Annotated in this window: 28 protein-coding genes; 23 read left to right on the top strand and 5 right to left on the bottom strand. The window is 46.7% G+C overall.

Going from position 1 to position 26,504, the window contains the following annotated elements:
- The first annotated feature begins 58 nt into the window (after window positions 1-58).
- From BBD42_RS29230 to BBD42_RS29220, 3 genes are read left to right on the top strand one after another with little or no spacing between them, the layout of a single operon-like run.
- Window positions 59-283: a hypothetical protein gene (locus tag BBD42_RS29230; RefSeq protein ID WP_099521013.1), complete on the top strand. Its 225-nt coding sequence runs from the start codon at window positions 59-61 to the stop codon at window positions 281-283.
- Window positions 284-286: 3 nt separating this feature from the next.
- Window positions 287-859 (top strand): xanthine phosphoribosyltransferase, encoded by a 573-nt coding sequence (locus BBD42_RS29225; RefSeq protein WP_099521012.1) that lies wholly within the window; start codon window positions 287-289, stop codon window positions 857-859.
- A 14-nt stretch (window positions 860-873) separates the two neighbouring features.
- A complete protein-coding gene (locus BBD42_RS29220) occupies window positions 874-1,299 on the top strand; it encodes an Rrf2 family transcriptional regulator (RefSeq protein ID WP_099521865.1) in 426 nt (141 codons plus the stop codon).
- Between the two features lie 57 nt (window positions 1,300-1,356).
- On the opposite strand, the gene BBD42_RS29215 is transcribed toward BBD42_RS29220, so the two are convergent.
- Window positions 1,357-1,587: a hypothetical protein gene (locus tag BBD42_RS29215; RefSeq protein ID WP_172455667.1), complete on the bottom strand. Its 231-nt coding sequence runs from the start codon at window positions 1,585-1,587 to the stop codon at window positions 1,357-1,359.
- A gap of 244 nt (window positions 1,588-1,831) precedes the next feature.
- Between BBD42_RS29215 and BBD42_RS29210 the strand changes: the two genes are divergently transcribed.
- Together BBD42_RS29210 and BBD42_RS32925 are read left to right on the top strand one after the other, a co-directional pair.
- On the top strand, window positions 1,832-2,407 hold the full coding sequence (locus BBD42_RS29210) for a GNAT family N-acetyltransferase (RefSeq protein ID WP_099521011.1): 576 nt from the start codon (window positions 1,832-1,834) through the stop codon (window positions 2,405-2,407).
- Between the two features lie 90 nt (window positions 2,408-2,497).
- Complete coding sequence (locus tag BBD42_RS32925) at window positions 2,498-2,827, top strand: ClbS/DfsB family four-helix bundle protein (protein ID WP_481855904.1); 330 nt, start codon at window positions 2,498-2,500, stop codon at window positions 2,825-2,827.
- A 71-nt stretch (window positions 2,828-2,898) separates the two neighbouring features.
- Here BBD42_RS32925 and BBD42_RS29200 read toward each other — a convergent pair whose 3' ends face one another.
- Entirely contained in the window at window positions 2,899-3,429 is a 531-nt protein-coding gene (locus BBD42_RS29200) for a TetR/AcrR family transcriptional regulator (protein ID WP_237163272.1), read from the bottom strand.
- 163 nt (window positions 3,430-3,592) lie between these two features.
- On the opposite strand from BBD42_RS29200, the gene BBD42_RS29195 reads away from it, so the two are divergent.
- The 5 genes from BBD42_RS29195 (at window position 3,593) to BBD42_RS29175 (ending at window position 7,963) form a co-directional block, all read left to right on the top strand.
- Window positions 3,593-4,144 carry a hypothetical protein gene (locus BBD42_RS29195; protein ID WP_099521009.1) on the top strand — a complete coding sequence of 184 codons (552 nt, stop codon included), beginning with the start codon at window positions 3,593-3,595 and terminating at the stop codon, window positions 4,142-4,144.
- Window positions 4,145-4,378: 234 nt separating this feature from the next.
- Window positions 4,379-5,059: a response regulator transcription factor gene (locus tag BBD42_RS29190; protein ID WP_099521008.1), complete on the top strand. Its 681-nt coding sequence runs from the start codon at window positions 4,379-4,381 to the stop codon at window positions 5,057-5,059.
- Entirely contained in the window at window positions 5,056-6,822 is a 1,767-nt protein-coding gene (locus BBD42_RS29185; RefSeq protein WP_099521007.1) for a sensor histidine kinase, read from the top strand. The genes BBD42_RS29190 and BBD42_RS29185 overlap by 4 nt, the downstream gene beginning before the upstream one ends.
- A 94-nt stretch (window positions 6,823-6,916) precedes the next feature.
- Window positions 6,917-7,321: an Rrf2 family transcriptional regulator gene (locus BBD42_RS29180; RefSeq protein ID WP_099521006.1), complete on the top strand. Its 405-nt coding sequence runs from the start codon at window positions 6,917-6,919 to the stop codon at window positions 7,319-7,321.
- A 90-nt stretch (window positions 7,322-7,411) separates the two neighbouring features.
- The gene (locus tag BBD42_RS29175) at window positions 7,412-7,963 is read left to right on the top strand and encodes a methylated-DNA--[protein]-cysteine S-methyltransferase (RefSeq protein WP_099521864.1); all 552 of its coding nucleotides are present in this window, start codon (window positions 7,412-7,414) and stop codon (window positions 7,961-7,963) included.
- Window positions 7,964-8,057: 94 nt separating this feature from the next.
- On the opposite strand, the gene BBD42_RS29170 is transcribed toward BBD42_RS29175, so the two are convergent.
- Entirely contained in the window at window positions 8,058-9,002 is a 945-nt protein-coding gene (locus BBD42_RS29170) for a helix-turn-helix transcriptional regulator (protein ID WP_099521005.1), read from the bottom strand.
- Between the two features lie 141 nt (window positions 9,003-9,143).
- Here BBD42_RS29170 and BBD42_RS29165 point away from each other — a divergent pair, with 141 nt between their 5' ends.
- The 7 genes from BBD42_RS29165 to pelA (BBD42_RS29135) all read left to right on the top strand — a co-directional run bounded on the left by BBD42_RS29165 (window position 9,144) and on the right by pelA (BBD42_RS29135) (window position 16,948).
- Window positions 9,144-9,995, top strand: a complete 852-nt coding sequence (locus BBD42_RS29165) for an SDR family oxidoreductase (protein WP_099521004.1) — start codon at window positions 9,144-9,146, stop codon at window positions 9,993-9,995.
- Between the two features lie 63 nt (window positions 9,996-10,058).
- Window positions 10,059-11,486, top strand: a complete 1,428-nt coding sequence (locus BBD42_RS29160) for a DHA2 family efflux MFS transporter permease subunit (RefSeq protein WP_237163271.1) — start codon at window positions 10,059-10,061, stop codon at window positions 11,484-11,486.
- 153 nt (window positions 11,487-11,639) lie between these two features.
- Window positions 11,640-14,177, top strand: a complete 2,538-nt coding sequence (gene uvrA / locus BBD42_RS29155; protein ID WP_099521003.1) for an excinuclease ABC subunit UvrA — start codon at window positions 11,640-11,642, stop codon at window positions 14,175-14,177.
- 4 nt (window positions 14,178-14,181) lie between these two features.
- Window positions 14,182-14,502 carry a hypothetical protein gene (locus BBD42_RS29150; protein WP_099521002.1) on the top strand — a complete coding sequence of 107 codons (321 nt, stop codon included), beginning with the start codon at window positions 14,182-14,184 and terminating at the stop codon, window positions 14,500-14,502.
- Window positions 14,503-14,523: 21 nt separating this feature from the next.
- Complete coding sequence (locus BBD42_RS29145; protein ID WP_099521001.1) at window positions 14,524-15,129, top strand: pentapeptide repeat-containing protein; 606 nt, start codon at window positions 14,524-14,526, stop codon at window positions 15,127-15,129.
- 209 nt (window positions 15,130-15,338) lie between these two features.
- Window positions 15,339-15,836 (top strand): EVE domain-containing protein, encoded by a 498-nt coding sequence (locus BBD42_RS29140; RefSeq protein ID WP_099521862.1) that lies wholly within the window; start codon window positions 15,339-15,341, stop codon window positions 15,834-15,836.
- A gap of 161 nt (window positions 15,837-15,997) precedes the next feature.
- Complete coding sequence (gene pelA, locus BBD42_RS29135) at window positions 15,998-16,948, top strand: pectate lyase (RefSeq protein ID WP_099521000.1); 951 nt, start codon at window positions 15,998-16,000, stop codon at window positions 16,946-16,948.
- A 107-nt stretch (window positions 16,949-17,055) separates the two neighbouring features.
- Here pelA (BBD42_RS29135) and BBD42_RS29130 read toward each other — a convergent pair whose 3' ends face one another.
- Window positions 17,056-18,060 (bottom strand): alpha/beta hydrolase family protein, encoded by a 1,005-nt coding sequence (locus BBD42_RS29130; protein WP_099521861.1) that lies wholly within the window; start codon window positions 18,058-18,060, stop codon window positions 17,056-17,058.
- Window positions 18,061-18,110: 50 nt separating this feature from the next.
- Window positions 18,111-18,902, bottom strand: coding sequence for a helix-turn-helix domain-containing protein (locus BBD42_RS29125; RefSeq protein ID WP_099520999.1), 792 nt, complete (start codon window positions 18,900-18,902; stop codon window positions 18,111-18,113).
- Window positions 18,903-19,171: 269 nt separating this feature from the next.
- On the opposite strand from BBD42_RS29125, the gene pelA (BBD42_RS29120) reads away from it, so the two are divergent.
- The 6 genes from pelA (BBD42_RS29120) (at window position 19,172) to cntA (ending at window position 26,502) form a co-directional block, all read left to right on the top strand.
- A complete protein-coding gene (gene pelA / locus BBD42_RS29120) occupies window positions 19,172-20,122 on the top strand; it encodes a pectate lyase (protein ID WP_099520998.1) in 951 nt (316 codons plus the stop codon).
- A 216-nt stretch (window positions 20,123-20,338) separates the two neighbouring features.
- Complete coding sequence (locus tag BBD42_RS29115) at window positions 20,339-21,358, top strand: DMT family transporter (RefSeq protein WP_237163270.1); 1,020 nt, start codon at window positions 20,339-20,341, stop codon at window positions 21,356-21,358.
- A 294-nt stretch (window positions 21,359-21,652) separates the two neighbouring features.
- A complete protein-coding gene (locus BBD42_RS29110) occupies window positions 21,653-22,486 on the top strand; it encodes a histidine racemase CntK family protein (protein WP_099520997.1) in 834 nt (277 codons plus the stop codon).
- 27 nt (window positions 22,487-22,513) lie between these two features.
- Window positions 22,514-23,356 carry a methyltransferase domain-containing protein gene (locus tag BBD42_RS29105; RefSeq protein WP_099520996.1) on the top strand — a complete coding sequence of 281 codons (843 nt, stop codon included), beginning with the start codon at window positions 22,514-22,516 and terminating at the stop codon, window positions 23,354-23,356.
- A gap of 166 nt (window positions 23,357-23,522) precedes the next feature.
- On the top strand, window positions 23,523-24,836 hold the full coding sequence (locus BBD42_RS29100; protein ID WP_099520995.1) for an opine metallophore biosynthesis dehydrogenase: 1,314 nt from the start codon (window positions 23,523-23,525) through the stop codon (window positions 24,834-24,836).
- Window positions 24,837-24,867: 31 nt separating this feature from the next.
- Window positions 24,868-26,502: a staphylopine-dependent metal ABC transporter substrate-binding lipoprotein gene (cntA, locus tag BBD42_RS29095; RefSeq protein ID WP_099520994.1), complete on the top strand. Its 1,635-nt coding sequence runs from the start codon at window positions 24,868-24,870 to the stop codon at window positions 26,500-26,502.
- Window positions 26,503-26,504: the final 2 nt, after the last annotated feature.

The raw sequence follows: 26,504 nt of genomic DNA, 5'->3' as shown, positions 1-26,504 counted from the left end.
TTGAGGTTTTTTTTCACCATATACGGGGAGTGCGGCTTAAGGGAAGGAGCGTTCGTGCATGGTTAGTGAGGAATTGCTGGATCAGTTCCGAATCAGCGGAGAGAAAGTGCGCGTTGTCCGCGATGGGCTGGAGATGAATGACGTCATTGGCATCGTCGTAGCATGGGATGATGCTTCCGTCGTCATTCGCAGGGCAAACAGGCGGGTCGTCAAGCTGAGCAGGACGTATTTGTATGAACTGGCCTCTCAGGAACGTGGCAGCATTTTGGAAGGGGAAGTATGACAGATGGAGCTTTTGAAGCAGAAGATTAGAGAAGAGGGCATCGTGCTAGGCGAGCAGGTGCTTAAAGTAGATTCGTTTTTGAATCACCAGATTGATCCGAAATTGATGTTTGCCATTGGGGAGTATCTTGCAGAGCTGTTTGCTGCTGCGGGCGTGACGAAGGTGTTAACGATTGAATCATCAGGAATTGCGCCTGCCGTGATGGCGGCAATGAAGCTGGACGTTCCGCTGATTTTTGCCCGGAAACGCAAGTCATTGACGCTGCAAAATGATTTATACACGCATAAGGTATATTCCTTTACGAAGCAGGAGGAGAGCGAGGTTAGCGTTGCCCGCAAGTTTGTACAGGCGGACGATGTGTTTCTCGTCATCGATGATTTTCTGGCCAATGGGGAGGCGGCACTTGGCATGGCGCGCATCGTAGAGCAAGCTGGAGCCAAAGTTGCAGGAATCGGCATCGTCATTGAAAAGTCTTTCCAGCCGGGCAGAGAACGATTGATTGAGCTGGGATACCGAGTGGAGTCGCTGGCAAGAATTGCTTCACTTTCGAACGGGCAGGTTGCATTTGTCGAATAGAAAGCAGGGTGGTCATCGTGACTAGCAATCGGTTTGCAGTAGCCATACACATCATGAGCCTGCTGGATTTGGATAAGGACGAGCGTTTGACGTCCGACCATATTGCAGGCAGTGTGAATACGAACCCGGTTGTCATTCGCCGCATCATCGGGATGCTGGCGAAAGCGGGTCTTGTACAGACTAGTCCGGGAGTGGCTGGAGCGAGCATTACCCGTCCTCTGGACGAAATTTCGCTGCTCGATATTTATCGGGCAGTTCAATCGCAGACGCAGGAGGAATTGTTTGCGATTCATGATAAGCCGAATCCGGCTTGTCCGACTGGACGAAACATCCAGTCGTCGCTGGAAGAGGTGTTTGCTGAAGCGCAGCAGGCGATGGAGGATAAGCTTGCATCCATACGGCTGTCGCAGGTAACACAGAGTATTGCGAGTAAAATTTAATCAACAAGAAGAGCTGGGCCTTCATAGGCGCAGCTCTTCTTGTCTTTTTTGCTTTGCTCAAGGGAGCAAAGCCGTTTGGCGATTAACGGATTCCGCGGGAACGGCCTCCAGAACGACCTCCGGAACGGTTGCCGCCGGAACGGTTGCCGCCAGTATGGTTGCCGCCAGTACGGTTGCCGCCGGAACGGTTACCGCGAGTGCGGTTGCCTCCAGTACGATTGCCGCCAGTACGGTTGCCACCGGTACGGTTGCCGCCAGTACGGTTGCCACCGGTACGGTTGCCGCCACTACGGTTACCACCAGAACGGTGTGAATTTTCGATGTTAGGCATATGCATTTCCCCTTTCCACTTCATAAGATAATATATGAGGCGAATCTAGTGTTTGTAACGAGACAATTGATTGTTTTATAGATTAATAGGCTCATAAAGGAATAGAGGGGAACACTGGCGAGAATAGGCTGGTAAAATTATGGAATCACCGTTATACTATAAAAAATTTATTTCATTATCCTTCAGGAGGTGCTGTAAGAAATGAGCGAAAATCCAATTTTAATTTCTTTCCCTGAATCGTTTGAAACCGAGCGCTTGCTCATTCGGGCTCCGCAGTGGGGGGACGGTGTTTTTAGCAATGAGGCGATTGGTGAAAGCCTGGACCAGTTGAAGCCGTGGATGCCATTTGCACAAACCATGCCTACTGTAGAGCAATCGGAAGCTTATGTAAGGAAGGCTAGGTTGAATTTTTTGGAGCGAACCGATTTGCCCCTGCATTTGTTTGATAAGCGGACGGGCGAATTTGTCGGCAGCAGCGGATTGCACCGATTTGACTGGGATGTGCGGAGGTTTGAAATCGGCTATTGGCTGAGAACGTCGCGTTCCGGCCAAGGTTTGATGACGGAGGCGGTAAATGGAATTACCACCTTTGCCATTCAAGAGTTGAAAGCCAGCCGAATCGAAATTCGCTGTAATGAGATGAATCACGCCAGTGCGCGGGTAGCGGAGCGGGCCGGTTTTACGCTGGAGGGCATTTTGCGAAAGTCCGCCCGTGAGCAGACAGGCGAGCTTGCTAATACTTGTGTTTATGCGAAGGTGAAAGGGTATGAATTTTAATTTATCATTGTACACGGATGTGATATAGCCGAAATGATAAAGAGGGATGTTAGTGTGGCGAGCAATGAATATACATCCTAAAAGGAATTGTTGGAAGCTATCCACTCCAATTATTTACTGCTCGACAAGGAGTTTGATGAAAGCAGCAATGGTCAAAAAGATGACAGAATACCGGACGTGGATAAAACGCCGGCTGAAATAATCGCCTCCCAGCTGGGCTGGCTTGGTCTGGTTATGGGCTGGGATAGGGCTGAGCAAGCAGGCGCCGTGTCATTATGCCATCTCCAGATCACAAATGGAACCAGCTCGGTGGCCTGTACCAATCTTTTTACGAGAGGTACAGTGCCTATTCCCTGTCTGAGCTTAGAGATTTATTCCGGAAAGAGGAGCAGCGCTGGCTGGAATGAATTGACACATTAACCGAGGACGAGCTTTTTATACAAGGCGCTCGCCAACTGGCCAGCTCCTATTTTTTGAAAACATCCAGATATTCAGGGAATTTTCATCAGTGTATCGAGATGCCGGCTAACGATGCTTTTCATCATTTCCTTGCTGAACCGCTGTGGATAGGTGACGCCATGCACGACAAGCCCGTCCACCAGGGCATGAAGCCTTGCCGTTTCGTATTCGGCATCTATATTTGCTATCGTTACGCCTTGCTGAATAAGATGCTCTAACGACCTTCTTAGGCCGTTGTATATTTCCTCATAGGTGCTGAGGCTTATCGCTCGTATCGCTTCGCTTACGGACGCCCTTCCTGCGAAGGCGAGCCAAATTAGCGCTTCTTGCATACTCACTTCCTCAAGCGGCATCAGCTCCCAGATGATCAGCTCCATATCGTGGCGAACCATTCCGGTAAAAGGCAGCGCTTGTATGCGCTCATTGACACGCTGTGAAACAAGCTGCATGGAAAAGACCAGCAGCTCGTCCTGCGAAACAAAATAATGTCTAATGGCTCCTAGCGACATGGCCATCTCATCGGCAACGCGGCGTACGGAGACGCTGTCCAGCCCTTCCCTCATAATAATGCGCCACACGGCTTCAGCGATTTTTTCTTTTCGTTTGTTGTGATCGACTATTTTTGGCATGAGTGTATTATAGCGCAGTTGTTTTTTTAATACAATTGAGCTATAATAACAACGGATTTTAAATAATACATTCGTGCTAAAAAAGGTGGAGGATACAATGGCCGTGTTTATTATTGGCTGTGAAATGGCTTTCTGGGTGTTTGTGCTCGCTGGTCTGGTTAGCCGCTATATGCTGCGCGCCCCTAAGCTGGGAGCGTTTCTGCTGTACTGCACCCCTGTCATTGATCTGGTGCTGCTTGCCGCTACAGTTATTCATCTTCGTGGCGGGGCAGAGGCGAGCTTCGTTCACGGGCTTGCTGCCATATATATCGGCTGTTCGATCGCATATGGGCATGCGATGATCCGTTGGGCAGATGCGCAGTTTGCCCATCGCTTTGCCGGAGGCCCTGCACCACAGAAGAAAGCGAAGACGGGTGAAGAGCATGCCCGCAATGAGCGGTTAGGCTGGCTTCGCCATCTCGTTGCTTGGGCTATTGGATGTGCAGTGCTGTATGGCATGATTATAATGGTTAACGAGCCGTCCCAGACAGCGGCTTTAAGGCAAGTCATGGAGTGGTGGACATGGGTGCTCGGCATCGATTTTGTGATCAGCTTTAGTTATACGATCTGGCCAAGAAAGGCTAAAGCAGCTAATGAGAAAGCCAGTTGACTAGCAAGAAGGTTAAGGGTGGACAAAAAAGAATGAGGCGAAGGCGCTTCTTCCCTTTGGAAGAGCAGCTTTGCTTCGTTCTTTTTGCTATAAGGTTATGCAGCATGCCCTATCTCCTCAAAATAGATTGGGTATAATAGATATGATCGATCTGCTCTGAGCGGATTGGGCACATAAAAGCCATAGTCGATTGTTAAAGTAAGGATCATTATGGATAGAAGAGGAACTCAAATAATGAATAAAACGTTATTGCTAGTTGAAGATGAAAGCTTGATTCGGGAAGTGATAGCCGATTATTTCAAGATGAGCGGCTGGCGCGTATTTGAGGCGGAAAATGGCAAGGAAGCGCTGCTTTGGCTGGGCACTGTGCAGCCCGATCTGATCATTCTCGACATTATGATGCCGCAATTGGATGGCTTCGAGGTATGCCGCCAAGTACGGAGTACCTTGGCTATTCCGATTATTTTATTGACGGCTAAATCAAGCGATGAAGATAAAATTATGGGGTTTGAGCTAGGGGCGGACGATTATGTAACGAAGCCCTTCAGTCCTAAGGTGCTGCTGGCGCGGGCAGCCGCCTTGATGAAACGGGTGGAGGGCAGCGTCGTGCTGCAGCCGAATATTTTAACATTTGGCGATGCGATGCTTAATTTGACCGCTCACCGCTTGGATGTAAACGGCACTGAGGTGGTGCTTGCGCCTAAAGAATACGATTTGTTATTGTTTTTAATTAAAAATAAAGGGATAGTTTTGCGCAGAGACGTCATTTTGAACCAAATTTGGGGGATGGATTTTGAAGGGGATTCCCGTGTCGTTGATTCCCATATTAAGAAGCTTCGGAGCAAGCTCGGCTTTGAGGCTCGGCATATTCGCACCGTTATTGGTACGGGCTATAAATTTGAGGAGGAGCCATGAGAAAGCGGGGAGTTACTTTTAAGCTGTTCATTATGACCGTTGTCTTTTTTCTTTGTTTTTACGGCATGGTGATCCTCTGTCAGCTGCTGCTGTTTGATCAATTTTATGAAAATCAGAAAATAAGCGGCAATGAAAAGCAGCTGGCGAAATTTGCCCAGAACTATGCCCAGACCGGCTGGAGCTCCAGCAAAACGTCCAATGAGGCTGCCCGTTTTATGCTTCAAAATAAAATCCAGCTCGCTATTTTAACGCTGGACGGCAAAGTGAGAATGGATGATCCATATCACATTACATTAAAAACGGATGATCAAAGTTTATATGTCGTTCCCTTGTCCTTGTTCTTGAATAGCTATGAAACGGAATTCCGGGCAGCCGGCATTCAGTCCGGGAATGTTGTAACGGTGGAAGGAGAGATGGAGCCTGGGACAGAAGCGATGAATCAGGTGCTGTATCCGTTAAGCATTCACAAAACGGGCCGCCCAAGTGTAGGCTACACCTCCAATGTGACGATTGGAGGCGAGTATAAGAAGGTTTCCGGCGTGGTCACTGAACTGATCCAACCTGTTTCGAGGACGTATACGACGCGGCAAGGCATTTTGCTGGATGCGATCAGCGAGTGGTTTCCACTCAGTGACGAGCGGAAGGAAAAGCTCGAAAACATGGAGGTTGTAGAGGAAAAGTGGACTCAAACATGGTCAGGTGTTCGCAATTCGATCATGATTTATCCCGTTGAGCAGCAATCGGGGGAAGTGGATTTGCTGTTTTCCGTCACCTCTCTGCAGGAAATCGGCGAAACGAATGAAGCTTTGCGTTGGTTTTACGTCTATTTAGGTGTAGGGGGATTTATCCTCATCATCATTCTATCGTTCTTTTTTTCAAAAATGGTTACCCGTCCTCTTATTTCGATGAACAATGCGGCCAAAAGAATGGTGCAGCTTGATTTCAGCGTGCATGAGCCGATACGGCAAAACGATGAGCTGGGAAGCTTATCAAGCAGCCTCCATACGCTTTCACGCAGCTTGGATACTGCATTAGGAGATCTGAAGAAGGCGAATCAGCAGCTTGTTAAAGATATTGCGGAGAAGCAAAGGATGGAACAGGCTCAGCAGGAGTTTTTCGCAAATGCTTCTCATGAGCTGAAAACGCCGCTTAGTATTGTGAAAAGCTTCAGCGAAGGGCTGCAGGATGGCGTAGGAGCCGGTAAGCAGGATCACTATTTAAAGGTGATTGTGGAGGAAGCGCAGAACATGGAAATGCTTGTGGAGGACATGCTCAATTTGGCCACGCTGCAATCCGATACGTTCAAGCTGAGAAAAAGCACATTTATGCTTAGCGAGCTGCTTGAGGATGTGACGGGAAACTATGTCCATATGCTGCAAGACAAGCAGCTTGAAGCTACCGTTATGACGAGCAATGAGCTCCCGCTGCATGCCGACGCGAGGTGGATGAAGCATGTGCTATCAAATTTCATAGGCAATGCGATTCAGCACGCACAGGAAAACAGCGACATTACAATTCAGATTGAGGGCAGAGGGAGCAGGTTGATGTTCTCTATAGAAAATGTTGGCGATACGATTCCCGAAGAAAAACTGGAGCAAATATGGCAGCGTTTTTACCGCGTCGAAAGCTCGCGCAATCGGCGAACAGGAGGCACGGGACTGGGACTCTCTATTGTGAAACGGATCTTGGAGCTCCATGAAAGCGAGTACCAGGTTGAAAATACCGAGAAAGGCGTGAAATTCACGGTCATTTTTAAAGGCTGATGCCTGCTTTTTAGTCACCCGTCAAGCTTGACTAGCTAAGCTAATAACCGCTAATATAGATAAATGAAGTCTTGTATTGAGGTGAATGACCCGCATGAAATATTCAAAAGCTACTAACTATGCTCTGCATACGATGCTGTTTCTTGTGGCGACCAGCCCGGATAAGCCGGTTGGCGTTCAGCAATTGGCAGAGAGGCAGCAAGTATCGCCTACCTATTTGTCCAAAATATTGACCAAGCTCGTTAAGGCGGGCATGATTGAATCCGCTTCAGGCGCCAATGGAGGCTACAAGCTAAAGCGCAATTGGGAACAAATATCGTTTCTGGATATTATTCATGCCATCGAAGGCACCGCCTCCTTGTTTGATTGCTCGCTGAATCATAGTTCCACTTGTTTAATTCAACAAGTGATGGTGTCGGCTGAGGGGAAGATGGAGGAGCATCTAAGAAATCAAACGATATTTGAGCTTGCTCAAAAAATGCCGGTACATTTAGCATAGACGGATGCCCATAGACTGGACGCTTGGATTAGGAGCGTTTAGGCTGTGGGTTTCTTTTTCATAACAGGGGATAGGAAAGGACGAGAGCTGATGAGAACGGATATGATGTGGATGGAGCTGGAGCTTGCCAATCAAAGGTGGCTATTGCTTGCAACCGAGCGGGGGCTGTGCCGTGTAATATTCCCGCATGAGGAGCTGGAAGGCTGGCGCAATTGGATGAACAAAGCAGCGCCTGGCAAGGAGCCGCGGGAAGATGCAGAGGCGATTAGACGGACAGGCATTGTGGAATGGCTGGAGCGTTATTTTGCCGGGGAACGCAGCTCGTTTGCTGACATACCGCTCGATTTAATCGGGACGTCCTTTCAGCAGCAAGTATGGACCGCGCTTGGCCAGGTGCCTTACGGTGAAACTCGAACCTATGGCGACATTGCGGCTGCCATCGGGCGGCCTACGGCAGTACGGGCTGTCGGTGCTGCGAATGGCGCCAACCCGATTCCGATTTTGCTGCCCTGCCACCGAATTGTTGGAGCGGACCGCAAGCTGACAGGCTTTCGCGGAGGTCTGGAGATGAAGCGCAAGCTGCTGGAGCTGGAGCGCATTGAAGGCATAGCAGACGGCGGGCATGCAAGATTTCAATTTTAGCGTGAAGCTTGGACATTCGTAGTTCGTCCAAGCTTCACGCTTTTTTTTGCTTAAGGTTCATTAGGTTATGTTGCTTTGAAAAGCTGTTACAAGCTTATTTCTCATGGTCCACCTGCGGGAATGTACGCAGCTTGTAAGTATCCATTAAATGATTAATTCTCTTAATAAGCTCTAACCGCACATGTTCAGGCTCCAGGCACTCGCATTTATTGCCAAAGCCAAGCAAATAACCATATCCAAGATCATTTTCTTTGAATGGAAAGGAAACGAGAAATTTATTTCCGTCATGAGGCTTGACGTTTTGCTCCCCGCAGTATTCCGCCATAAAGTCGTGAAGCGATTCATCAATTAGAAGTTTAATGGTAATCGTATGATTTTCGGCCATCTCGAACAGCTCTGGCCCAATTTCCCTAGGCACAAAGCTTTCATTTAATGGTTTTAGTGCTGAAATACGAGATAATTTAAATGTGCGAAAATCCTGTTTGGCCATACAATAGCCCTGTAAATACCAGTTTGAATTTTTCAGCACCAAACGGTAGGGCTCGATTTTTCTCAGCGTCCGCTTGCTGTTATGGTCAGAATATTTAAACGACAATAGCTTCTTCTCATGAATCGCATTTTTCATTTCCTCGAAGTTCGGCTTTACGTTCCGGTTGCCTAGCCAAGGCGTATGGTCAATAGAAATTTGACTTTCAAAATCCTTCATTTGCTCTTCGGAAACGAGCCCCTTTACTTTCGCAATCGTATTTAAAATTTCTTCGCTGGACATTGACGATTGAATGCTGTTAAGCCCAATTAATAAGGCTGTTATATCCGAAACGGTAAAAAGCTTTTTTTCTATTTTGTAGGCTTCCATAATGCTTATACCGCCATGGACACCCGGATAAGAAATAATGGGAATGCCGGCCCGGTTTATCGCTTCTATGTCTCGAAAAATCGTGCGAGGGGTAACTTCAAACATTTTCGCAAGGGTAGAAGTACTGACCTTATCACGCTCAAGCAGCAGCATAACGATAGATAATAATCGATCAATCTTCAAGGGATCCATCCTTCTTTTTTATTTTTTTTGCGAAAAAAACTATGACATACAGTTGTCATAATTCTATATGATAACTTTAAATATGTCGATGGACATAAACGAACAAATCCAAATTTAAAAAGGATATGGAGGTATTAAAAAATGAAGTTAATGGTAACCGGAGCAACGGGACAACTTGGATCATTGATCGTCGAATCATTGCTGCAGCTAGTTCCTGCAAATAGCTTGGCTGTAAGCGTGCGTAGTCCAAAGAAGGCGGAAGCATGGAGCGCTCTTGGGGTAGATGTCCGTTATGGGGATTTTGACAAGCCTGAATCGCTGGTCTCGGCATTTGATGGCATCGACAGGCTGTTGATTGTATCTACAGCGGATATTGCCAATCGTGTTCAGCAGCATAACACCGCTATAAAAGCTGCACAACAAGCAGGGGTTGGCTTCCTCGTTTATACGAGCTCAACGAACGCAGCAGAAAGCAAATTCATAGTGGCGTTAGACCATGGCAAGACAGAGGAGGCCATAGTGAATGCCGGAATTCCCTATTCTATTTTGCGCAACAACTGGTACTTGGAAAATGAGTCTGACATGATCAAGGCTGCAGCAAATGGAGCCCCATGGGTAACATCAGCCGGAAATGGCAAAGTCGGATGGGCCGGCTGCCGCGATTATGCAGAGGCAGCCGCCCGCGTGCTGTCTGGCGAAGGGCACGAGCATACGATTTATGAGCTGTCAGGCACGCCTCTGCAGCAGGAAGAGCTGGCGGCGATTGTCGCCGAAGTGATCCAAAACGATGTAAATGTGCAGCAAGTTGATGACGAGACCTATGGGAACGTTATGAATGCTGCTGGTGTTCCTGAACCAGTGATTCCGTTTCTTGTTGCGATTCAAAGCGGAATACGCGAAGGACTATTGGAGATGAAGAGCGACGACCTGCCCAAGCTGCTTGGCCGCAGCATGACACCGCTCCATGAAGTGATTCGCAAACTGATTTCCTAGATAAAGATAAAGTAACGTGTATTTATAAACAGGAGTGTGAGCAATTTGCAAGCAGGCATGGCAATGGGTCAACAACAAGCAAATCCAAGCATTAAATTAATTCCGATCGTCATTTCGTTGATTTTGGCCGGCTTTGTCGGAGCCTTTAACGAAACGGCGCTTAATATCGCACTAAGCAACTTCATTCAAGTGTTTCAAGTTACTGAAACGACGGTTCAGTGGCTAACAACCGGCTACTTGCTGACGCTGGGCATTTTAGTGCCTTTGTCGGGACTGCTCATGCAGTGGTTTACTACAAGGCAGCTGTTTTTAACCGCGGTCATCTTTTCTGTTATTGGTGCTGGTATTGGGGGAATGGCAGGCAGCTTCGAGGTGCTGATGACAGCCCGTATTTTTCAGGCGATCGGAACAGGACTTCTGCTCCCGCTTATGTTCAATACGGTGCTTATTATATTTCCGCCCCATAAGCGTGGCTTTGCCATGGGACTTGTGACACTCGTATTTACGGCTGCACCTGCTGTAGGTCCAACCGTCTCCGGTTTGTTGATTGCCCATTTAAGCTGGCACTGGATTTTCTGGCTATCCCTCGTTCTTATGCTAATTGCATCGCTCGTTGGGTTCATATATATGCAAAATGTATCTGCCATTACCAAACCGCGCATCGACTTGTTATCTCTTGTATTGTCGACTGCCGGGTTCGGCGGCATTGTGTTTGGCTTTGGCAATGCCGGTGAAAGTGAGGCTGGCTGGAGCAGCATGAACGTCATTGTGCCACTAGCTGTTGGTGGGCTTTCACTCGTATTGTTCGTCATTCGGCAATTGATGATGAAGCAGCCATTAATGAATTTAAGAGCATTCAAGCACCCGATGTTCGTTGTCGGTTCCTTATTAATTTTTGTATGCATGATCGTAAATCTCTCCTCCATGTTAGTATTGCCGATGCTTTTAATTCGGGTATTTGAAATGAGTACATTATCGGCGGCGATCACGCTGCTCCCGGGCGGTATTATATTGGGGGTATTTTCTCCTGTTATTGGCCGTCTGTTTGACCAATTCGGCCCTCGATGGCTCGTGATACCGGGCATCCTTTTAGCGGCGGTTACGATTTGGTTCTTCTCGGCTGTAACGGCTGTATCCACAATTGCATTTATTGTCATGCTGCATATTTGTCTCATGATCGGTGTTTTATTAGTGTGGATGCCTGCCCAGACGAATGGGATGAATCAGCTACCGCGCCATATGCATCCAGATGGAACAGCTATTATGAATACGCTCATCCAGATTGCAGGCGCGATCGGCATGGCCGTCGCGGTCAGCGTCATGGCTTCCGGCGCCAATCGCTATATGCATCATGCAGCTGGGGGAAGCGGTTCGCCATTTACGCCAGCCGCGCTTACGGCAGGCATTCAGGATGCCTTTGTATTTGTCCTCTTCGTTGCAGTAGCGGGGGCCATCGTTGGACTCTTTATAAAACGTGTAAAAGCTGCCTAGTACATTCTAGTTAAAAATGAAATAGAGACTTAATCAACGGATATCCAGCTGTAATGAGCTATCCGTTGATTTTTTTCATGAACAGATGCCGCAGGCGGGAAACGGTTATTTGAGCTTGTTACAACCTGCTTGATTCGTTTAGGAGGTTAGCAGATGGACCATTTTATACAGGTTAGCGGTGCGCGAGAAAATAATTTAAAAAACATTAGTATTCAAATTCCCCGTGATCAAATCGTCGTATTTACTGGAGTGAGCGGCTCTGGCAAATCCAGCTTGGCGTTTGATACCCTATATGCGGAGGGCCAAAAACGTTATGTAGAGTCATTATCTGCGTATGCCCGGCATTTTTTGGGACAAGTCGGCAAGCCGGATGTTGACGCCATAGAAGGGCTTTCGCCAGCCATTGCCATTCAGCAAAAAACGACCTCCAACAACCCGCGTTCTACCGTCGGGACGCTAACGAAAGTTTATGATTATTTGCGTTTGCTATGGGCCAGAGTCGGAACGCCGCATTGCCCCGTTTGCAACGATGAAATTAGCCGGCAATCTGTTGATGAAATCGTTGACCAAATTTATAGTTTGCCGCAAGGAACGAGGTTTGCAGTGCTTGCCCCTATCGTCCAAAATCAGCAAGGCGAGCACCATAAAATACTGGAGCACGCCAAGGCTAGCGGTTATGCGCGTGTCCGGGTGGACGGTTCCTTTTATCAGCTGGATGATGATATTCCGTTTCATAAAAACGAGAAGCATACGGTAGAAATTGTCGTTGATCGGCTTACGGTGAAAGCAGATGATTCACAGCGGCTGACCGATTCCCTTGAAACTGCGTTTTCGCTAGCTGGTGATATCGTCCTTATTTATCAATATGGCAGCGGGGAAGAGACTTCCTTCTCACAAAGCTACAGCTGTCCACGCTGCGAGGTGTCATTAGCCGAGTTAACGCCGCGCATGTTTTCATTCAATAACCAAGAAGGGGCATGCCGGACCTGCTCGGGGCTAGGTTTTCAAGTCAAAGCGCCCTCTTTTAAGGGAGCTGCTGCAATGCAGCAGGAGGCTGTGGATGAAACGCTTGCGCCGCCATGCCCAGATTGCCACGGAGACCGTCTTGCGCCCATGCTGCTTGCTGTCACGGTTGGCGGTATGAACATCGCTGAATTTTGCAGGTTATCTGTTGCTGCTGCCCTTGATTTTATTGCGAATTTGAGGCTGCCTGGAGCGAAGGCGGCGATTGCTGAATTGATCGTTGCGGAAATTGGTTCCCGGCTTCAGTTTATGAACAATGTAGGCTTGGAGTATTTACAGCTGTCAAGGACATCCGGCACCCTTTCCGGGGGCGAGAGCCAGCGCATTAGATTAGCTTCGCAAATCGGTTCGGGCTTAACAGGCGTATTATATATTTTAGATGAGCCCTCCATTGGCCTTCATCAACGGGACAATGCGCGACTGTTGTCGGCATTAGGGGACATGCGTGAAATGGGGAATACGCTCATTGTCGTTGAGCATGATGAAGAAACGATCAGACAGGCAGATTGGATTGTAGATATTGGTCCCGGCGCCGGGAAAAATGGCGGTTATGTTGTTGCGCAAGGAAGGCTCGACGATATTGCGAAGGAGCCAAGCTCGGTAACCGGTCAATATTTATCTCGCAAAAAACAAATTGCCGTCCCGGAATACAGGCGCAAAGGCAATGGGAAAGCTTTAACGATTATAGGAGCGGCAGAAAATAATTTGCAAGACATTGATGTTTCCATCCCACTGGGCACATTGACATGTGTGACAGGCGTTTCCGGCTCTGGAAAATCAAGCTTAATCAATGAAATCGTCTATAAAAGGCTGGCTGCGGAGCTCAACCGTGCCCACACGAGTGCGGGAAATCATCAGCAAATGCAGGGAATCGATTTTCTGGATAAAATCATTCACATTGACCAAAGCCCGATAGGGCGTACCCCGCGCTCCAACCCGGCTACGTACACTGGACTTTTTGACCAAATCAGGTCGCTATACGCCCTGACGAATGAAGCGAAAGTTCGTGGCTACGGTCCGGGAAGATTTTCGTTCAATATATCGGGGGGCCGCTGTGAGGCATGTGCCGGCGACGGAATGATGAAGCTGGAGATGCATTTTCTTCCTAGCGTATTTGTAGCCTGTGATGTATGCAAAGGGAAACGCTACAATCGTGAAACGCTGGAGGTTCACTATAAAGGTAAAAGCATTGCCGACGTTTTAGAAATGACAGCGGATGAAGCGGCCGCGTTTTTCGGCAACGTTCCTAAAATTCGCAAAAAGATCGAAGCGCTTTGCCAGGTAGGACTGGGGTATGTGCAGCTGGGGCAATCCTCCACGACGTTGTCAGGAGGGGAAGCGCAGCGAGTAAAGCTTGCAGCAGAGCTGCAGAAGCCGGCTACAGGCTCAACCCTATATGTTATGGATGAACCTACGACAGGGCTGCATGTGGCGGATGTGCATCAATTGGTTCATATTTTGCATGCGCTCGTCGATGGCGGGAATACGGTAGTTGTTATTGAGCACAATTTGGATTTGATTAAAAATGCTGATTATATTATCGATTTAGGCCCCGAAGGTGGCACACATGGCGGCAGCATCGTTTGCACAGGTACGCCAGAGGAGGTAGCCGATTGCGAAGCAAGCTATACCGGCCAATATTTGCGAGCTGAGCTGAAAGGAAACTAAACCTATGAATGTGATGGATCAACAAGTTACCCATATTAAATTTGGCAGCGGGCGTGTAGTAGGCAAGGAGGATGGGAAAATCAACGTTTTGTTTTCAAGTGAGATTGGGGAAAAATCGTTCCAATATCCCGAAGCCTTTGCTCAATTTCTGCAAATGGACAGCCCCGATCTCCAAGACTTGATTGTATCGGAATATCAATCGAAGCAAGAACAGCTGCTCAGAGAAGAGGCGGAGCAATTGGCTGTTATACTAGCCGAGCGAAAAACGCCAGAAAAACCAGTAAAGTCATCGAAGAAAAAGACTGAGTCCAAAAAGAAGCGATAAAATAGGGCAGGAGGATTATTTATGTACCAATACAAGGAGCAGTCCTATAATGAGGTTGAGTTTGATGGGCGTGATTTGCGTTATGGCGAATTATTTCGCTGTACATTTACTAAATGCACGTTTACGAACACTTCTATGGAGGAAGTAGTTACGACTAACTGTCGTTTTGTCGAATGCAGCTTTCGCGGAACATCCTTAAACGGCTCCGTTCATACGGGGACAGCCTTTGAAAATTGCAATTTCAACGATGCAAACCTATTTGTTTCCACATTCAACGCTTGCAAAATGACAGGCTCCGACTTTTCGAGTGCCCAAATGGACGGCATTACGATTGCTCAAGGAGACTGGGCTTACACGAACTTAAGGCATGCCCGATTTTCCAAACAAGATTTAAGAGGCGTTCGTTTTTTGGAGGCTGACTTTACGGATGCTAATTTGGAGAAGGCGGATTTAAGAGATGCCGATCTGACCCGAATTTCTTTAAGCAAAGCTAGACTTAAAGGAGCGGATTTAAGAGGTGCCAAGCTGGATGGGATTGATTTAAAGGGCCTTGATTTGAAAGGGGTACGTATGGATAGCGAACAGGCCGTTATTTTTTTGCGATCCTATGGAGCCATCATCAATTAATTTGAAGGAAAAGGCGAGCTTGAGAAGGGGATCAACACTACTGACAACCTGTTGTCAGTAGTGTTTTTGTATAGTTAGCTTAATAAAAGGCTGAGGAGAGAACAAACATGTCACGGAATGAAGCATATGATGCGAAGGCTATTATGAGGAAGTTAGAGCAATTGACGCAAATGGGCCATACCCAGCAGCCGGCGCAGCTTGCATTGTCCATGGAGCAGGACAGTTTAGACGTGGTAGCAAGCGATTCGCTGGAGCAACGCCGCTATTGGATAGGCGTCGTTTCGGAAGCGCATGTGCGGATCGGTGTGGAGGAGGGCGTTGCCCAGCTTTGCAACGGTAAAGAAGCTGCGCTGAAGCGGATGCGGGCGGGAGATTGGCTCATTTATTATTCGCCGCGGACGGAGATGAATGGAGGAGAATCGCTGCAGGCGTTTACCGCCATTGGGCAGATGATGGATGACCGGATTTATCCGCATCAAATGACGGAATCGTTCATTCCTTTTCGGCGGGCCGTTCGTTTTCTCCCTTGCCGGACCGTGAAAATCGCGGGTCTGTTGGACGACTTGACGTTTACCAGTGGCAAGCGCAACTGGGGCTACTGCTTTCGCTTCGGACAATTTAAAATTAGCGAGGCGGATTTTTTGAAGATTGCCATAAAAATGCTAGGGGAAAGCATAGAGGAAGAGCTGCATGCTTTACAGGTGTAAAGCGAAAGTCATATAACGCCATGTTTAGACATCCTTCTACATCGGACGACAATTTTTTACAAGGATATTATTGACAAATTTTTAAGGTCTAAGTATAATTCGAAAGGTAATTATGATACAAAAATTACAACTATTTGAAAATTAGGAGGATGATTTGTTCCATGAAAAAAAGTACGGTATCCGCAGCTCTAGCTTTTACTATGCTGCTCTCGGGGCCAGCGGTGCTGCTGCAGCCAGTTGCAACCGTTATGGCGGCAGATGCGTCGGGTACGACAGCAAGCATCTCTACTATTCTGAAGAACCAGCAAAGCGATGGTGGTTGGGAAAAAGATTATTCAGAGGATAGTGGCGAGTGGGCGAAGTCTACAATTGATAATAAGGCAACTTATTCGGAAATTCGCAGATTGGCGACCGAATATAAGAAAACGAAGGACAGCAAGTATTCGGCAGCAGCGGTCAAGGGCATTAACTTTCTGCTCAATATGCAATATGCCAATGGCGGATTTCCGCAAGTGTATCAAAGCTCCGGCTATCATAAACATATTACTTATAATGATAATGCGATGATTAATGTGCTGGTTTTGCTGGATGAGGTTGCGAACAAGAAAGGCGATTTCTCCTTTATCGACAGCACTTTGGCTAGCAAAAGCAAGCAAGCGGTAGACAAAGGAGTAGACTGCATCCTGAAAACACAGGTTACAGTCAATGGCAAATTGACGGCATGGGGACAGCAGCATGATTCCAGCACGCTGAAGCCAGCCGGAGCTAGAATCTATGAAGTGCCTTCTCTCACCGCTCAGGAGAGTGTAAACATTGTAAAATTTCTAAAAACAAGAGCATCCAATGCTAAAATCGCTGCGGCCATCAAGGGCGCTGAAGACTGGTTCAAAGCGTCGCAGATTACGGGAATCCGGGTCGAGAAAAAGAGCGGCGATGTCGTTGTCATTAACGATCCGAATGTGAAGACGCCGATCTGGGCACGTTTTTACGAAATAGGCAGCAACAAGCCGATTTTTGTAGGACGTGACGGCATAGTGAAGTACAAGCTTAGCGACATCGAGAAAGAAAGAAGAACAGGATACGCCTGGTATGGCAACTGGCCGGCTAAGTAAAGGGCAATTGTCTTGGCATAGGAATAGGAACCAGCCGCGAGATTGCGCAACTGGTTCCTATTTTACTGCTGTATCCTTTTGGTTTCGTTCCTGATATTCAGTTCAAGTCAGGGGAGCTGTTTTATAAAAAGCTCGATTTGATTCATATATTCGCTGACGGTTATTTTTCTTGGCGCAAACAGACTAATAAAAGTTGCTTTGAGCTCCGAATTTGCCGTGCTCGTTCTCAGCATCGAATGCTCTGTATTCGGGAAGACCGCGACAGTGAGCAGCGAAGGGGCCGCGTTCTCGCGGTACACCTGTTCAGTCTCTTTTACATCTACGTGAATATCGTCCTCTCCAAGCAGCAGAAGCACGGGGGAACGGAAATGAGCCAGATCGCCCGCAGCGTCGGATAAAAAGTTTTTGCTAACGAAGGCCCATCTTTCCTGTGACATCATATCGCCTTGATGCGCTGTTTTTACATATTCCTCATAAGGGGCATTGTTTTTTAACAGCGCATTGACTTGTTGCTCATAGGCTAGGCGGGCTGTAATATCGTCCTCTGAGTACCCATCCTTTTTCATTTGTTCGCGTGTATGATATTGACCCTGAGACAGCCAATTGATGGCAGGGGATACCAAAATGCTGAAAGCAAGCTGTTCTTCCCCTGCAAGCTTTGGAATGACCCATCCGGCTTGGCTGGCACCCCATACACCGATTCTTGTATGATCAATCATGGGCTGTGTTCTGGCCCAGGCTAAAGCTTGCCGCGCCTCTTCTACCCGGTCATCGATGCTCTGATCGAGCCAATTGCCGGCAGAGCCGTCAATTCCCCGCTTATTGAGCGACAAAGAAGCGTAGCCTTGGGCAGCAAGCCGCTCCCAAAGCGGCTTGTATCCGTCATTATGAGAGGCATTAATCGGGCCGTCACCATGCACGAACAATACAAGCCCAAGCTTTCCTGAAGCGTGTTTGGGCATGGCGAGTATGCCTGTTAATTGGCCTTCTGGGCTGGCAATCTGGATCGTTTGCTCTACAATGTCAAAGCTATATTGCTGCAATACATAGAAACTCGAACTGCTTATAATCAATAAAATAACGATAAGGACAATGCCCATTTTCTTTTTCATAGCTCCATTATATTTGGCCTGCATCGGCTCAATTGTGATAGGAGAAGCCTTCATAGATTCGCCTCCTGTTCGGCAGGCAAGGCTGTGTCAACTTGAATGAGCAGCTCATAATGGAGCTTGTCGTGGCTAAACAAAGATAAATAGGATTTTTCAATAAGAATTAACGGTCCCTTCGTATCATAAGCTTGTGCTGCTGCATGACCGTATAGCTGTTCAATTCGTTGATCAAGCTCCTCCTCGTCGTTTACCTGAAAATGGGCGGAAAGATAGTCTCCTGAAGACAGCACAAGGTCGCTGGGTTCGGTTGTTTCGGTGCATAGCTTAAGAGTAGATAATTGTTCATACACATAATAAATATCTGACTCGAACAAGTCCGGAACAGGGGCAGGCTGCTCAGCCAGCAGCCTAGCATGAAGCTTAGTTTGTTCCGCCTTGGCGAACCAGCACTTCAAATGAACTGATTTTTGCCACTTGATTTGATAGGGCTTGTTCTGTGTGCTAAATGCTTGCTGTTCATGCAGCACTTTGCGAATTAAAAGTTGGAGCTCCTGAAGCCTGGCAATCTCCTGATCGGTTTCGAGCAAAGACGTATGCAGCAATTGCTCATATTGCTCGGCAGAAAAGGTAGAGAAGCAGTCCTTAATAGACGAGACAGGTACACCGAACCTCCGCAGCAGCAAAATATGGGACAACCGATATATCTGATCTATTCCGTACATTCTATACTGGTTGTTATCGATATACGCAGGCTGAAGAATTCCTTTTTCTTCAAAATAACGAATTTGATGAACAGATACATGCATGAGTTTTGCGAGATTGCTAATTGTAATATCATTTTTCATTATGCCGCTCCTACTATTTTGTGGGGGAACACCGTCATTAGCTTCACTATATACCTTAGGTCAGTCCTAAGGTCAAGCCTGTGCTCCATTTATTTTCATTTGGCATATGGATGGTTAGAAAATCGCCAGCGACAGACAGCTTTCTGCATAAAAATACATTTTTTTACAAGAATATTATTGACAATTGAATCGAGGATCAGTAAACTGAAAAAGTAATTAAATATCAATAATTACAATTATTTCAAAAAGACGAAAGGGGATTTTGTTCAATGAAAAGAAGTACAGTATCCGCAGCTTTAGCTCTTAGCATGCTTCTCTCTGTTCCAGCCGTAATCATGCAACCGCTTACAATGGTGATAGCGGCAGATGCTTCGGGCACGACAGCAAGCCTCTCCGATGTTTTGAAAAACCAGCAAGCGGATGGAGGCTGGAGAAAGGATTACTCAGAAACTAGTGGCGAGTGGTCCAAGTCAACAATCGACAATAAGGCAACTTACTCGGAAATTCGCAGATTGGCGACCGAATATCAGAAAACGAAGGACAGCAAATATTCTACAGCAGCGATCAAGGGCATTAATTTTCTAATCAATATGCAATATGCGAATGGGGGATTCCCGCAAGTTTATCAAAGCTCTGGCTATCATCAACATATTACCTATAATGATAATGCAATGGTTAATGTCCTGATTTTATTGGATGAGATTGCGAATAAAAAAGAGGATTTCTCCTTTATCGACAGCACGCTTGCTGCCAAAAGCAAGCAGGCGGTAGACAGAGGAGTTGACTGCATTTTGAACACGCAAGTTACAGTTAGCGGCAAATTGACAGCATGGGGCCAGCAGCATGACACCAGCACGTTGAAGCCGGCGGGGGCAAGAATTTATGAAGTGCCGTCACTCACTGCGCAAGAGAGCGTAAACATTGTGAAGTTTTTGAAAACGAGATCGTCCACTACGAAAATCGCCGCTGCGATTAAAGGGGCTGAAGATTGGTTCAAAGCGGTACAAATTACGGGAATCCGGGTCGAGAAAACGAGCAATGATGTTGTTGTAATCAGCGGTCCGAGCGCCACTACCCCAATCTGGGCGCGGTTCTATGAGATTGGTACCAACAAGCCAATCTTTGTGGGCCGCGACGGTATAGTGAAGTACAAGCTCAGCGATATCGACCAGGAAAGAAGAACAGGCTACGCCTGGTATGGCAACTGGCCATCCAAGTAATTAGAGTAATGCTCTTTCGAAATGGCTAATGTGGAGATCTAAATTGAAAGCGCTTTCTTGTTTGTTCAATAAGCCCGGAAGACCTTGATTATAAAAGGTTTTTCCGGGCTTATTCGATTTTTCTCCTTACAAGCTGTGCCGAATTATGATATGGTCGTTGGAGGCGCGCCATTGGAGCTGCCGCTTGAGATATAAAGGATGAGGAGAAGGTTGGCTGTGAAGGAACAGAAGGAACAAAAGAATCAACAGAAACAACGCAATGAAATGCTGCAAAGTAATCGGAGCAGGTTTAGCGATCCGAAATTTGTAGCGTTAATTGCTACTTTGTGCTGCTTATTGTGGGGGAGTGCCTATCCGACTATTAAGCTGGGCTATCTCGCCTTTGACATTATGCCGGAGGACATCGCTTCAAAATATGTTTTTGCCGGCTATCGCTTTGTGCTGGCAGGGCTGGTGCTGCTCGTGTTATTCCGGGCAACGGGCAAGCAGGTGCTTTCCTTATCGAGAAACCAGCTAACAAGCTTGCTCGTTCTGGGCCTGCTGCAGACAGGTCTCCAATATATATTTTTTTATGTGGGAGTAGGCAATACAACAGGCGTCAAAGGCTCGATTATGAATGCAACGACGACCTTTTTCAGCGTCATTTTGGCCCATTACCTTTATAAAAATGACAAGCTGGGCAAAAATAAAATTTTCGGCTGCCTGCTCGGGTTTATCGGCGTTATTGTTGTGAATTTCCATACGGATTTGCTGGAGTTTTCCTTCTCCTTTAAAGGGGAGGGGTTCGTCATTGTGGCAGCCCTCATCTTCTCTATCACGGCCATTTATGCCAAAAAGCTGACAGCGACCATTGATGTTTTGCTAGTGACAGGCTACAGCTTGCTCATTGGCGGCTTGGCTCTAACCTTGCTGGGTCTTGGACTTGGGGGCCGTGTGACGCATTTTACACCGGAGTCGACAGGCAACCTTATTTATTTGGCGCTGCTGTCCTCAGCCGCGTTTTGCCTGTGGAATTTGCTGCTTAAATATAACAAAGTCGGGCAGGTGTCCGTTTATAACTTCCTTATTCCTGTGTTCGGGACCTTGCTGTCCGCGTTGTTTCTCGGTGAACAGATTATGGAGTTTAAAAATCTCGTGGCCCTGCTGTTCGTATCTTTTGGCATTTACATGGTCAATCGGACGCGGAAAGAGGCCATAGTCCCGCAAGGCTCAGAAGCCTTGCGAAGCAGTCGTTGATAGCAGCCGCTAATAGTAGTCGTTAATAGTCGATGCTTCAGCGTAAAATACGCAAATGCATCAGGAGTTAAAACCCGTCAAGAGCCTTGTAAGATCAAGGCTCTTGACGGGTTTTTTTTGATTGTTCCATTTTGAAGCCTGCTAGTCCGGGCACAATCTGTCTATTTTCATCATTGACAGTGCTCCAAATTATGGTTATGATGTACTCGAATGTTAATAGTAATCATTACTATTAAGTGGAGATAAAGCAGGAGGAGCGCTGGATCAAAAAAAATGAATTAGAGGGTAGTTATGATGAAACGAGAAATCGATTTTGTAAAGTTCAACCCCACGCAAAATATGACCATTCTTGTGAAAACCAATCATGCGGCTTCCGAGTACAAGCACATTGCTTCAAAGATGATGTCTTATGACAATGTTTATGCTGAACAAGTAGGCTTTATCAAACAGCCCAGCAAACACGGAGCTGCTGCCTATTTGCAAATGGCGGGAGGTGAGTTTTGCGGAAATGCGTGTATGGCGCTGGCTGCTTTTATTGCTTCTGAACAAGGAATCAAGCAAAGCGATTTAATGGAAATCGTATTAGAAGCGTCGGGAACCGATCAATTAGTGACATGCCAAGTGAAAAAAATACAAGAAGAGTATTTTTGCCAAGTGGCGATGCCTATGCCTCGAAAAATCGAGCAGAAGACCGTTGTGTATGAAGGCGACGATTTGAATATGGTCATTGTGCGCTATGATGATTTTTTTCATATTGTCATTGAAGTAGAGCAGTTCGACAGGGCTGAGAAGGCGAGAGCCCAATCATTAGCCAAGCTGCTCGGCATAACGTTAGGAGCCAACTTGATCGGCATATTATTGTTTAAATCTGACTCTAATGAAATGGCTCCGCTCATTTACGTTCCTCCTTTAGACAGCATGATATGGGAGCGAGGCTGCGGATCAGGGACGGCTTCACTTGGCGCCTATCTGTCATGGAAAAACAAAGGGGCTATTGCTGCGCCAGTTAAGCAGCCCGGCGGCACGATTCATGTAACGGCTGATTGCTATAAAGATGAGGTAACAAGCTTGAAAATTGAAGGATCTGTTGGAATCGTAGCACAAGGCAAAGCATTTATTTCTGTATAACGATTAATGGGTATGGAGGAGAAGGGAATGAATCAGTTAACAACATTTGAACAAAGCTTGACCTTGTTTCTAGATCGGTTTACGGATTTAGTAAAGCGATATGACGGCACGTCTCATAATAGCTCGGACCTAGAGCGGGTCATAGATGACTATTCCGCTTTCATTCTAGACGAGGGGAACAAAGCATCATGGGAAACCTTTGAGCAGCAAGCCGGTAATGAGCTTCCTCTGCTTCTCGCTGACCTAAGGAAGATGTCTTCGTTATGCGTCGCTATTATGGAAAAATATCGCGCCTTGAAGCTGCTGGATGGAGAAGTGGACAATACCGATTATTTTAAAAATATCGAGTCCTGCATTGAACAAGAATTTGGCAGCTTTCAAGTCACGGCGGATTCCACCGTATTGTTGATTGGCTCAGGCTCGTTCCCCATGACGCCATTATTTATCGCAAAGCGGACGGGCGCACAAGTAGTCGGCATTGATATCGATGAGGAAGCTATCGAGCTAGGACGAAAAGTCATACATAAATTAGGAAGCGAATTAAACATTCGGTTAGAAAAAGCGTTCATAGAGCAGCTTGATGTCATCAAGGATGTGACCCATATCATTTTCAGCTCAACCGTTTCCAATAAGTACGAGCTGCTGGAGCAATTATATGACTTAACGAACGAGCAAGTGGTCGTGGCGATGAGATACGGCGATCAACTGAAGTCCTTATTCAATTACCCTATGCAAGCGGTGAAAGAAGGAAGGTGGAGGCTGGTTGACACCATATTGCGTCCTGACCATGTGTTTGATATAGCTTTGTACAAGCGTAAACCGCTTTCGCCATCCTCTGGCGGTAAAGCTACGTTTCGCGTAGAAATATAGAGAAAGGATAAAATAAACATATACTTTCCTATATTTCAAGCGTAAACCGCTTTCGCCATCCTCTGGCGGCCAAGCTGCCGTTTCGCGATGATATAAGAGTGAAACTACTAAATTCTTAGATTTTAAAAAAAGCACAGGCTTCATCATGAATCAAAAGGAGGTTTATATGAGTGAATTCCAACGCGTGTTAATCGTAGGCACGGGGCCCGCTGCTATTCAGCTTGCCGTCACGCTAAAAAAGGATTTGAACAGCCGCATTGGCATTGTTGGCAGAAAGTCGGCCCGTTCGGAACGGTTTTTTACGGCACTTAAGCACAGCCAAAATCAAGTGAGGGTAGACGTTCAAAATAAAAAGCATCAGCCGATGGAAGGCAGCTGTATTATCGATCATGTTTATGATGGATATGGCAGCATAACGGGAGAATGGGATACGCTGATCTTTTCTGTCACAACCGATGCGTATATGGAGGTTTTGAAGCAGCTTAGTGATCAACTGCTCCAACAAGTAAGGTGCATCGTATTAATTTCGCCCACCTTCGGCTCCAACAGCTTAGTACGCCATTATATGAATACGATTTTGCCAAATGTAAATGTGGACATCATCAGCTTTTCTACCTACCTTGGCGATACACGCTGGAAGAGCGGCGAGCCAACCAATCATGTGTTGACGACAGGAGTTAAGAAAAAGGTTTTCATTGGCTCCTCGAACGATGCATCACCGAATGTAGAAAGGCTCTGTGCACTATTTGAACGATTGGGCATTAGGCTTGAAGCCATGGGCAGTCCCATAGAGGCGGAGACGAGAAACATCTCTCTCTATGTCCATCCGCCATTGTTTATGAACCCTTTTTCACTCAACGTTATATTCGGCCATTCAGCTGTAAGGAAATATGTATATAAAATGTTTCCCGAAGGACCTATTACGCAATATTTAATTCGCGATATGCTGGCCGGGTGGAAAGAGATGACGAATGTGATCGAAAAGCTGAATTTGAATGGTGTAAATCTGCTCAAGTTCATGACCGATGACAATTATCCGGTTAGATTAGAGAGCTTATCGCGTCATGATATCGATTATTTTAATCAGCTGGAGACGATTCATCAAGAGTATTTATTGTACATACGTTATACGTCGCTGTTAATCGATCCATTCTCGGAGCCGGATCAGGACGGGAAATATTTCGATTTTTCCGCCGTCCCCATTCGTCAAATCTTCGTCAACCAAGAGCAATATTGGGATATTCCGCGAATGCCCAAGGAGGATTATTATCGGATAAAAATCATTCAGGGCATTGCGAGATTCGCAGGCTCAAGCTGCCCAACCCTTGATAAATTCATTGCAGCCTATGAGCATAAAATCGAGGAAGCTGCCCAAGCGCTTAAAGGCGAAAAAATATCGGATGCCTTCGTTGTCCAAAGCTTTGAAGAAGATTTGAAGATGATTTGTAGTGAAATTAGCAGCAGTATAGGACACAGGTGATGGAGTGCGCACTTATACAGGAGGATATGACATGACAAGAAAAATCGTTGTTTTATTATCGGCATTACTCGTTTCAATTGTATTATTGGCAGGCTGCAGTGGCGGTAATGAACGTAATGCTGGAAATGTTGGAAATGCTGCAAAAAAAGAAGCAGCGGATCAAGCCAAGGTGCTGGTATACGCCACAGCAAAGGATATTAATGATATGAACCCCCATTTGTATCCCGGCTCATTGCCAGCGCAAGGGATGGTGTACGAATCATTAGTTGAAAACACGGAGGATGGTATTAAGCCATTGCTTGCCGAATCATGGAACGTGTCTGACGATGGCAAAGTATACACCTTTCATTTAAGAAAAGATGTGAAATTCCACGATGGCGAGCCATTTAACGCCGATGCGGTAAAGAAGAATATAGAAGCGGTGCAAAGCAATGCAAGCAAGCATGCCTGGATCAAGCTTTCGACGAAAATTGTGAGCGTAAGCGTACTCGATGAGTATACGTTTGAAATGGTGCTGTCCGAGCCGTATTACCCGGCATTGCTTGAATTATCAATGACTAGGCCCTATGTATTCATCTCGCCCAAAGATTTTGTTAATGGGGAAACGAAAGATGGCGTAAGCGGCCATAACGGCACGGGGCCCTATAAGTTAACCGAACATAAAACCGATCAATATGCGGCATTCAAAGCGAATGATAGCTATTGGGGCGGTGCGCCAAAGGTGAAGAGCATTACAGCGAAGGTGCTTCCGGCAGGGGAGACGACCTTTTTGGCGCTGAAAAAGGGAGAGGTCAACTTTATATTTACGGATGATCGGGGCTCAGACAGCATTGATGTGGATGCGATGAATCAGTTAATGGATTCGGGCGACTTCCAGCTTGTCAGAAGCAAAGCGATGAATACGAAGATGATCGTTGCCAACAGCAGCAAAGCGGATAATCCCGCCCTTGAAACGGCTGTTCGTGAAGCCATTTGGTATTCGATTGACAGAGAAACGATCAGCAAGCAAATTTTTAGCGGTACGGAAACAGCAGCCCATACGCTATTTTCCGCTAACGTCAATTATGCAAATGTCGAGCTAAAGCAACGCGGCTTTGATTTGGATAAAGCGAAGCAGCTACTGGAGAAAGCAGGCTGGATGCAGGAGAATGGCAGCGAGATTAGAATGAAGGACGGCAAGCCATTAGCGATGAAGCTTTATTATGACGTCAGCTCCTCCTCGCAAAAAACAGAGGCCGAGTTCATTCAAAACACAGTAAAAAAGATCGGGGTCCAGTTGGAGCTTATCGGCGAAGAATCTTCCTCCATTGCAAGCAGAAGAGCGACGGGAGACTATGATTTGCTGTTCAATCAAACATGGGGACTCGCCTACGACCCGCAAAGCACCATTTCTGCTTTTACTTCCGAGTCGGCTTATTACCACACGACAAGCGGCATCACCCAAGCGGATGAGCTGTACAAGAAAATAGATGAAGTAATGGTCACGCAAGATGAGGAAAAACGGAAATCGTTGTATGCGGATATTTTAACGATCGTTCATGATGAAGCCGTCTTTATTCCCATTACCAATGGCAGCGTTACGATTGTAGCTCCCAAAGACTTGCAGGGTATTTCATTTAAGCAAACCCAATTTGAACTGCCCTTTGAGCAAATGCATTTTGAATAGAT

It is taken from the genome of Paenibacillus sp. BIHB 4019, assembly GCF_002741035.1.
GTDB lineage: Bacteria > Bacillota > Bacilli > Paenibacillales > Paenibacillaceae > Pristimantibacillus.
The sequence above is the reverse complement of the archived record's forward strand: the minus strand, read 5'-3'. Positions and strand labels throughout refer to the sequence as shown.